The sequence below is a fragment of the Microbacterium sp. 22215 genome (assembly GCF_052045655.1).
Classification (GTDB): domain Bacteria; phylum Actinomycetota; class Actinomycetes; order Actinomycetales; family Microbacteriaceae; genus Microbacterium; species Microbacterium phyllosphaerae.
In genome coordinates this window covers 22591-31350 of sequence record NZ_JBQEPC010000015.1, presented here as the reverse complement: position 1 = coordinate 31350, position 8760 = coordinate 22591, and the positions used below count along the sequence as shown (strand labels likewise).

Sequence of the window (8760 nt, the reverse complement as noted above, 5' to 3'; positions counted from 1 at the left end):
CCCGGCGGACGGGACTCAGGACCCCAGGACCAGCTTCAGCTGCTCGACGGCCCAGTCGAGTTCCGTCGCCCGGATGACGAGCGGCGGAGCGATGCGGATGGTCTGACCGTGGGTGTCCTTCACCAGGACTCCACGATCGAGGAGCTTCTCGGCGATCTCGCGGCCGGTGCCCTTGGCCGGGTCGATGTCGACGCCCGCCCACAGGCCGGCGATGCGCACCTCAGTGACACCATGACCGATCAGAGGTTCGAGGCCGGCGGCCAGATGAGCACCCAGAGCGCGAGCACGTTCCTGGAACTCCCCCGACTCGAGCATCTCGACCACACGAAGACCGACGGCCGCCGCGAGCGGGTTGCCGCCGAACGTCGATCCGTGCTCACCGGGACGGATCACGCCGAGCACATCGGTGTTCCCCACCACTGCGGAGACGGGAAGGATCCCCCCACCGAGCGCCTTGCCCAGCAGGTACAGGTCGGGCACGACACCCTCGCGATCGCAGGCGAACGTCTCACCCACACGGCCGAGACCCGACTGGATCTCGTCGGCGATGAACAGCACGTGCTTCTCGTCGCAGATCTCACGGATGCGACGCAGGTATCCCTCGGGTGGGATCACCACCCCGCCCTCACCCTGGATCGGTTCGATCAGCACGGCGGCGGTGTCTTCGGTGATCGCGGCGGCGACGGCATCCGCATCCCCGTAGGGGACCACGTCGAAACCCGGAGTGTACGGACCGAAGTCGGCCCGCGCCTGCTCGTCGTCACTGAAGCTGACGATCGTGGTGGTGCGCCCGTGGAAGTTGCCGGCGGCGACGATGATGCGCGCCTTGCCCTCGGCGATGCCCTTGACCCGGTACCCCCATGCACGGGCGACCTTGATGCCCGTCTCGACGGCCTCGGCTCCCGTGTTCATCGGCAGCACCATGTCTTTGCCCGACAGTGCAGCGAGCGCCGCGGCGAACGGCTCGAGCCGATCGCTCATGAACGCGCGGCTCGTCAGGGTCACCCGGCCGAGCTGCTCGGTGAGCGCGGCCACGAGCGCCGGATGCCGGTGCCCGAAGTTCACGGCGGAGTACGCGGCGAGCAGGTCGAGGTAGCGCTTGCCCTCGACATCCGTCACCCACGCACCCTCACCGCGGGCGATGTTGACCGGCAGCGGGTGGTAGTTGTGGGCGACGTGCGGCTCGGCCGTGTCCTCGACGCCGGGCTCGACGGCGGTCATGCCTCACCGCGCAGTTCGAGGGTGCAGCACTTGATGCCGCCGCCACCGAGCAGCAGCTCGGACAGGTCGACCATGATCGGGTTGTAGCCGCGCTCGCGCAGCTGCACCTCGAAGCCCTTCGCCCGCGGCGAGATGATCACGTTGTACCCGTCGCTGGCGGAGTTGAGGCCGAAGACCGAGCCGTCCTCATCGGACACGAGGATCGCGTCGGGGAAACGCTCTTCGAGGATCGCGCGGCTCTGATCGTCGAACGCGCCGGGCAGGTAGGCGATGTTGGCGCGCTCGGGCCCGCCGTGCTCGACGCCCTGCACCGGATCGAGCACCGCGATGGCGGTGTCGAGGTGGTAGAAGCGCGGATCGACGAGGTTGAGGGAGACGACCTCGCGGCCGAAGACCTCACCGACCTCGCGGTGGCTGTCGCCCGTGGAGCGGAAGCCCGTGCCTGCGAGGATCACGTCGCCGACGAGTAGGAAGTCGCCCTCGCCCTCGTTGACCTCCTCGGGGATGACGGTGTCGTACCCGGCGCCGCGGAACCAGTCGGCGAACGCAGGTGCCTCACCCTGGCGCTCGACGAACCGGAACTTCGGCACGTACGCGCGGCCGTCGATCAGGAATCCGCCGTTCGCGGTGTAGACCATGTCGGGGTAGCCGGCGAGGGGTTCGATCAGCTCGACGTCGTGGCCGAGCTCGAGGTACAGGTCGTGCAGCTTCTGCCACTGCTCGACGGCCCTGGCCGTGTCGGTCGGCTTGGACGGCTCCATCCACGGGTTGATCGAGTAGTTCACGGTGAAGTGCGACGGCTTGCACATCAGGTAGTGACGGTGGTGTGCAGTGCGCACCGGAATGGCGGTCTCGGACGTCGACGCAGTGGTTTCGACAGACATGGGGCTCCTCGAACGGATGCGGCGGACGCTGTCCAGGGGCCCGGCGGTCCTTCGACCCGCGCCGCTCGGTGAGAGTCGGCGCCCGGGGAAGATGCGACTCGGGCACGCCAGCATCCATTCTGTCACCCGCCCCTGAACGCCGCCAGAGCGCGAGCCGCGCTGCTTCCGTCCTCCCCTTTCGAATCGCTCACTTTGCAGCTTCGGGGCGGCAGATGCTGCAAAGTGCGCGATTCGAACGGGGCTGGGGGGGCGAACGGGACTGGGGGGCGAACGGGAATCGGGTCATTCACGCGATTCGACGGCGCGCACGACGACCTTGCCGACCGTGTGCCCTGCCTCGAGGTGCGCGAGCGCAGCGGATGCCTGATCGAAGCCGTATTCGTGCTCGATCACAGGGGTGATGCGCCCCTCGGCCGTGAGCTCCAGTAGCTTCGCGAGGATTTCGGGGCGGGGCGTCGCCGCGAGCGGGCGGATGCGCCGACTCGACCCGACTGACAGGATGGCCGCCTTCAGCATCCGCGGGATGGGCCCCAGCACGTGCCCGCCGTCTCCCGTCACGAGCACGACCGAGCCACCCGGCGCGACCAGTCGCTGCAACTCCCGCAGGCCGATGCCGCCGGCGATGTCGATCACCGCGTCGAAGTGCCCCGCGGGCAGGGCCGACAGCGGCGAGCGGCGGTGATCGAGCGTGCGCACCGCGCCGAGGTGCTCGACGAGCCGCGCGTTGCGCTCCCCGCACGTCGCCCAGACCTCGGCCCCGCGCAGCGCGGCGAGCTGCACCGCGAACGTTCCGACTCCTCCGGACGCACCGATCACGAGCACCCGAGGCACCGCGTGCGCAGATCGTCGTCGGTCGGCGCGGAGTTCGGAGTGGATGCCGATGCTCGCGCGGTCGAGCGCCTGCCAGGCCGTGCCCGCGGACACCGGCAGCGTGGCCGCGGTCACGGAGGACACGTCGGGCGGGATCGGCACGAGTCGCGCGGCCGGAACTGCGACGTGCGAGGCGAGGCCGCCGCCGCCGACGAGCTCGCCGACGACGCGCTCTCCGAGTTCGGCGCCGATCGCGTTCTCGCCCACGGCCACGACGGTGCCGGCGACCTCCATGCCCCGCACCGGATGCTTGGGTCGCGTCAGGCCGAAGACCGGGCGCACGAGCAGTGGGTCACCGAGCATCAGCCGGACGTCTCCCGCGCTGAGAGCGGTCGCCTCGACCCGCAGCACGACCTCGCCCCGGCGCGGCACCGGCATCGGGATGTGCTCGAGCCGGAACCCGTCGGCCGGGCCGTACGTCTCCCGCACCCAGGCGGGCATCATGTCGGTCATCTCAGGCATCCTTCATCGAAGGTTCCGGGTACTGGAACAGGTCGTCGAGCCCGACGCCGAAGGCGCGGGCGATCTGGAACGCGAGCTCGAGCGACGGGGAGTACTTCTCCTGCTCGATCGCGATGAGCGTCTGCCGGGTCACGCCGATGCTGCGCGCGAGCTCGGCCTGAGTGAGCCCCGCTGCTTCGCGGTGGGCACGGATGCGGTTGGAGACGAGCGTCGGCTTGACCATCAGACGAGCCCCCGCCGGTAGGCGACGACGCGCGCGACGCTGCCGACGACGGCCGACACGGCGAACCCAGCGAACATCGTGTTGGCGATCCAGAAGACATCGGCCCCGACGGCGCACAGGGCGATCACGCCGAGCCCGGCGATGACGACGAAGGCCTGCTCGACGCGGGCGCCCATGCGGCTGATGTCGCGGTCGCGGACGTCGGACCTGCCGACACCGTCAGGATCCTTCGCGCCGGCGATGATCCCCCAGACGATGCTGATCACGATCGTGGCCACGATGCCGGCACCGATCGTCCACAGCATCGGCGGGAGCCAGTCGACCTCGGTCACCGCCCTCCCGGCAGCCTGCTGCAGCACGATGATGACGTACGCCGAGATCACGACGGCGCTGACGATCAGACCCGACCAGGCGTTGCGCTCCTCGTAGACCATGATGCCCTCCGATGTAAAAGATTCTTGACATGAGGGTACGTCCGCGGCATCCGCTGTGTCAAGAATTCTTTACACGCTCGGTGATGGCGGCGGCGTGTCGGCAGCGGTGGTCAAAAAAGCATCCGAATCGCGCGATTGCGATGCGCTTTTGACCACGCACGCGAAGGCACTCCGGTTGTCCGGTGCCGAACCACTCAGACGGTGAAGCGAAGACCGGGCCGCCCGAGCGTGACGTCAGTCGCTCGGCGGTTCGTCGACGTCCGACAGCACCTCGATCGCCTTGTCGTCCCCACCCTCGGCGGCCCGCCAACGCCACTCACGCGCCTCCGTTACGTCATCCCTGTCATCGAGGATGAGTGAGAGGTTGTAGGCGGAAAAGGCGTCACCGAGCGCGTACCCCAGCCGCAGGACCTCGACAGCTTCGTCGACCCGACCACCTTCTTCCAGCAGATTCGCCAACGGAAGAAAGCTCTCGACTTCCGCCTGAGCGACCCCGGCCCGAAGAATGTCCTCAGCTTCTCCCTCACGGTCGGACTCGCGCAGAAGGTGGCTGAGATCGGCGCGCGCGGACGGATAGGCGTCAGCGCCGCGCCGCAAGAGCGATTCGGCATCGAAGTTGCGGTCGTCGCACCACTGCCAGTGTCCGAGTACGCCCGCGATGAGATCGGTCTGCTCATCCGGACTCGTGTCCGCGCGAAGGTAGTCGGCGAGCAGTTCGTGACTCACGGCGACGTTGCCGCGCTCATGCTCCAGCCAAGCGAGGTCCGCAAAGCCGATCAGAAATCCCGCATCCGCCAGTTCTCGGTACACGATCGCTGCCTCATCAATGCACCCGGCCGCTTCGAGCGCCTCACCATAGGCATGCCCGGTCTCACCGTCGTGGACCTCGCGCCATGCGCGCGCCAGCCGTTCGATGTCGTCCACGGATGGATCAGATCACATCCGCGAAGGTGCGGTCGGGGTTGCCGTAGCGATGCGCGGTGATCGCGATGGCCTGCTCGTGCACGAAGGGCAGCAGTTCGATGCGTCCGGCCGAGGTGACCTCGCCGTCGTACACCGCGAGGTCGGGGTCGCCGTCGACCGCCACGGCCAGCGCGCGATGCAGCGTCGTGACCGCGTCGCGTGAACCCACGAGCCGCACCCGATTCGGCCGGGGCTCGGCGCCGAGCGATGCGAGCGCGTCTGCGGAACCGGCCTCTCGCCGCCGCATCCGGTCGATCCACTCGTCGTCGCTCTCCATGAACACGACCGCTCCCAGGGATCCGAGCGCGCGACGCACCTCAGGCGGCAGCCCGACAGGGGTCGACAGCACGAACGCGGAACCGGCGCGGACCGCGGCGACCACGACGCGCAGCAGCTCCTGCCACCCGGCATCCGCGGTCGCCCTGATCGCGACCGGCACGGGGCGGTAGCGGAAGAGGTTGCGCTCGATGCCGAGGTGCGAGACGTCGCGCACCTGGCCGAACTCGCGGTCCCAGGCGAGGGCATCCGACAGCGCTGAGCGACGCAGCCATTCGAACGCCTCGTAGTCGAGGGACGGCTGGGCCGATTCGATCAGCTCGGTGATGCGCGAGTCCAGGCCCCGCAGATGCAGCGTGCTCGACACGGGGCCCGATCCGCTCGAGCGCCAGGTTCCGAGTCCGACGAGGTAGTTGGGGCCGCCGGCCTTGGTGCCCGGTCCGACCGAGGAGCGCTTCCAGCCGCCGAACGGCTGACGCTGCACGATCGCGCCCGTGATGCCGCGGTTCACATAGAGGTTGCCCGCCTGCACGCGGTCGAGCCACAGCGAGAGCTCGGCGGGATCCTGCGTGTGCAGCCCCGCGGTCAGCCCGTAGGCCACGGCGTTCTGCATCTCGATCGCCCGCTCGAGGGTCGGCGCATGCATGATGCCGAGTACCGGCCCGAAGAACTCCTCGGTGTGGAAGCGCGACCCCGGCTGCACACCGACGCGGATGCCGGGGCGCCATAGCCGTCCGCTCTCGTCGTCGACCGAGACCGCGGGCTCGATGAGCCACTGCTCCTCGCCCTCGAGCTCGGTGAGCGCCCAGGCGAGCTTGCCCTGCGGCCTCTCGATCACGGGCCCGACCTCGGCGCGCGGATCGGTGGGCCAGCCGACATGCAGCGACCGCGTGGCATCCGCCAGCTGCCGGGCGAACCGCTTGGAGCGACCGACCGGCCCGACGAGGATCGCCAAGGACGCGGCCGAGCACTTCTGCCCCGCGTGCCCGAAGGCACTGCGCACCAGGTCCGAGACCGCGAGATCGAGGTCGGCCGAGGGCGTGATGATCATCGCGTTCTTGCCGCTGGTCTCGGCGAGCAGCGGCAGGTCGGGCCGCCACGAGCGGAACAACGCGGCGGTCTCCCAGGACCCGGTGAGGATGACACGGTCCACCGACTCGTGCGCGATCAGCGCGCGACCGAGATCGCCCTCCTCGATGTCGACGAGCGCGAGCACATCGCGAGGCACGCCGACCTCCCAGAGCGTCTCGGCGATCACGGCCGCGCAGCGTCGGGACTGCGGAGCGGGCTTGAACACGACACCGGATCCTGCGGCGAGCGCGGCGAGCACTCCGCCGGCGGGGATCGCGAGGGGGAAGTTCCACGGAGGGGTGACGACGGTCACGCGGGCGGGTTCGAAGGCGGCGCCGGCGACGGCATCCAGCTCTCGCGCCTTTGCGGCGTAGTAACGCGCGAAGTCGACGGCTTCGCTGACCTCGATGTCGGCCTCGGCGAAGACCTTGCCCGTTTCTGCGGCGGCGACCTCGATGAGCTCCCCGCGCCGGGCCTCGAGCGCGGCAGCGGCGCGGAGCAGAACCTCGGCACGTTCCGCGGCGGGACGGGCTCCCCAGTGGGCTCCGGCATCCCGCACCCCGGCGATCGTGCTCTCGAGCACGGCGTCGTCGTCGATGCGGGCGGCCTCGATGGTCGCCGCACCCAGAGTCGAGTCGGCGATCCGCGCGTGGATCTCGCGCGCCCACTCGCGGTTGACCGGAAGCGACGGGTCGCTGTCGGCGGTATTCTCGAACCCGGGGGCACCGCCCGTGCCCTCGTCGACCTCGCGCGGGGCGTAGACCGCGGTCTCGAGGAACGGCTCGCCCGAGTCATCCGAGCCTCGAGAGATGCCGAGCACCGCCTTGGTCAAGCCCTCTTCCGGCGCCACGGCCGCGGGTGCCGGACGCACCGACTCGTGCACGGGGGCGAGCCGGTCCTGGGTGCGCAGCGCCCCCACCTGCAGGGTCGGCGAGATCGAGCGGTCGAGCGCGTCGAGGAACCTGTCCTGCTCGCGCACGAAGAGCGACTCGTCATCGCCGAGCCGGAAGGCGGCGGAGAGGAAGTTGTCGTTCGACGCGTTCTCCTCGAGCCGGCGCACGAGATAGCTGATCGCGACGTCGAACTCGTCGGGCTTCACGACCGGCACGTAGAGCAGCACCTCGCCGACCGCGCGCGAGACCGCCTGCACCTGCCCCTGGGCCATGCCGAGCAGCATCTCGAACTCGATCGGCGGCTGGCCGGCCGCCGTGCCGTCAGCCGCGAGACCGCGTAGGCCCCGCTCCCCCGCGAGCAGCCACGCGTACGCGATGCCGAACAGGTTGTGCCCCGCGATTCCCAGGTGCACCGCGTCGATGTTCTCGGAGCGCAGCGCCCAGTCGAGGCAGCGCAGGTAGTTCGCGTCGGTGTCGAGCTTGGTGTCGTAGGTCGCCTGCTCCCACCCGTGCATCTGCGCCTCGACCCGCTCCATGGCGAGGTTGGCGCCCTTGACGAGCCGCACCTTGATCGGTGCGCCACCACGGTCGACGCGGTCGCGCGCCCACGCGGTCAGCTGCTGCAGGGCGGGCAGGGCGTCGGGCAGATAGGCCTGCAGCACGATGCCCGCTTCGAGGCCCTCCAGGCGCGGGTCCTCGAGGATGCGGGTGAACACCGCGATCGTCAGGTCGAGGTCGCGGTACTCCTCCATGTCGAGGTTGATGAACGTGCGGTCGGACGCAGCGGTCAGATACAGCGGCAGCAGACGCTCGACCACCGCGTCGACGACCTCGTCGAACGCCCACATCGAGATGTGGCTGATGATCGCCGACACCTTCACCGAGACGTAGTCGACGTCGGGGCGACGGATCAGATCATGGATGCCGTCGAGCCGCCGCTGCGCCTCGGCTTCACCGAGCACCGCCTCGCCGAGCAGGTTGAGGTTCAGACGCGCACCGGATTCGCGGATCTTCTCGATCGCCGGACCCAGCTTGGTCGGACGGGCATCGACGACAAGATGGCCGACCATGTCGCGCAGCACCCTGCGCGCGATGGGCACCACGGGGCTCGGCAGGATCTGTGCGACGCCGCCGCCGAGCCGCACGGCGGAACGCAGGTACCAGGGCAGGAAGTCGGGCACGATCGGCGCGATGCGGTGCAGCTGCGAGGCCGCGGCCCCCAGGCTCTCTGGGCGCATGACCCCGTCGACGAAACCCAGGGTGAACGGCAGCCCGTTGGCATCCTGCAGCACTCCGGCGAGGCGCTCCGCCGCGGGGTCGACGTCGGCGGCCGCCGCCTCGATCACCCAGCGGCGAGCGAGTTCGACCGCACGGTCCGCGAGAGAGGCGGATTCGGGATCCGTGGAGGGCGTCGGGTCGGCCATGACCTCAGCCTAGGACTGCGGTGGGCGCGCGGCCCTGAG

The 8760-nt window shown here is 69.7% G+C and carries 7 protein-coding genes; all 7 read right to left on the bottom strand.

Translation table 11 applies throughout. The features are described from left to right. Positions 1–15: 15 nt before the first annotated feature. The 7 genes from rocD to ACTJKH_RS17630 all read right to left on the bottom strand — a co-directional run bounded on the left by rocD (position 16) and on the right by ACTJKH_RS17630 (position 8721). Positions 16–1221, bottom strand: a complete 1206-nt coding sequence (rocD, locus tag ACTJKH_RS17660; protein ID WP_440738000.1) for an ornithine--oxo-acid transaminase — start codon at positions 1219–1221, stop codon at positions 16–18. Next, positions 1218–2105, bottom strand: a complete 888-nt coding sequence (ddaH, locus tag ACTJKH_RS17655; RefSeq protein ID WP_440737999.1) for a dimethylargininase — start codon at positions 2103–2105, stop codon at positions 1218–1220. Before ddaH ends, rocD begins: the two co-directional genes overlap by 4 nt. 282 nt (positions 2106–2387) lie before the next feature. After that, complete coding sequence (locus ACTJKH_RS17650) at positions 2388–3428, bottom strand: NAD(P)-dependent alcohol dehydrogenase (protein WP_440737998.1); 1041 nt, start codon at positions 3426–3428, stop codon at positions 2388–2390. A gap of 1 nt (position 3429) precedes the next feature. Beyond that, entirely contained in the window at positions 3430–3660 is a 231-nt protein-coding gene (locus tag ACTJKH_RS17645; protein ID WP_440737997.1) for a helix-turn-helix transcriptional regulator, read from the bottom strand. After that, complete coding sequence (locus ACTJKH_RS17640; RefSeq protein WP_440737996.1) at positions 3660–4094, bottom strand: hypothetical protein; 435 nt, start codon at positions 4092–4094, stop codon at positions 3660–3662. Before ACTJKH_RS17640 ends, ACTJKH_RS17645 begins: the two co-directional genes overlap by 1 nt. A 234-nt stretch (positions 4095–4328) precedes the next feature. Next, positions 4329–5018 (bottom strand): hypothetical protein, encoded by a 690-nt coding sequence (locus ACTJKH_RS17635; RefSeq protein WP_440737995.1) that lies wholly within the window; start codon positions 5016–5018, stop codon positions 4329–4331. 7 nt (positions 5019–5025) lie between these two features. After that, complete coding sequence (locus tag ACTJKH_RS17630; protein WP_440737994.1) at positions 5026–8721, bottom strand: proline dehydrogenase family protein; 3696 nt, start codon at positions 8719–8721, stop codon at positions 5026–5028. Between the last annotated feature and the right edge of the window lie 39 nt (positions 8722–8760).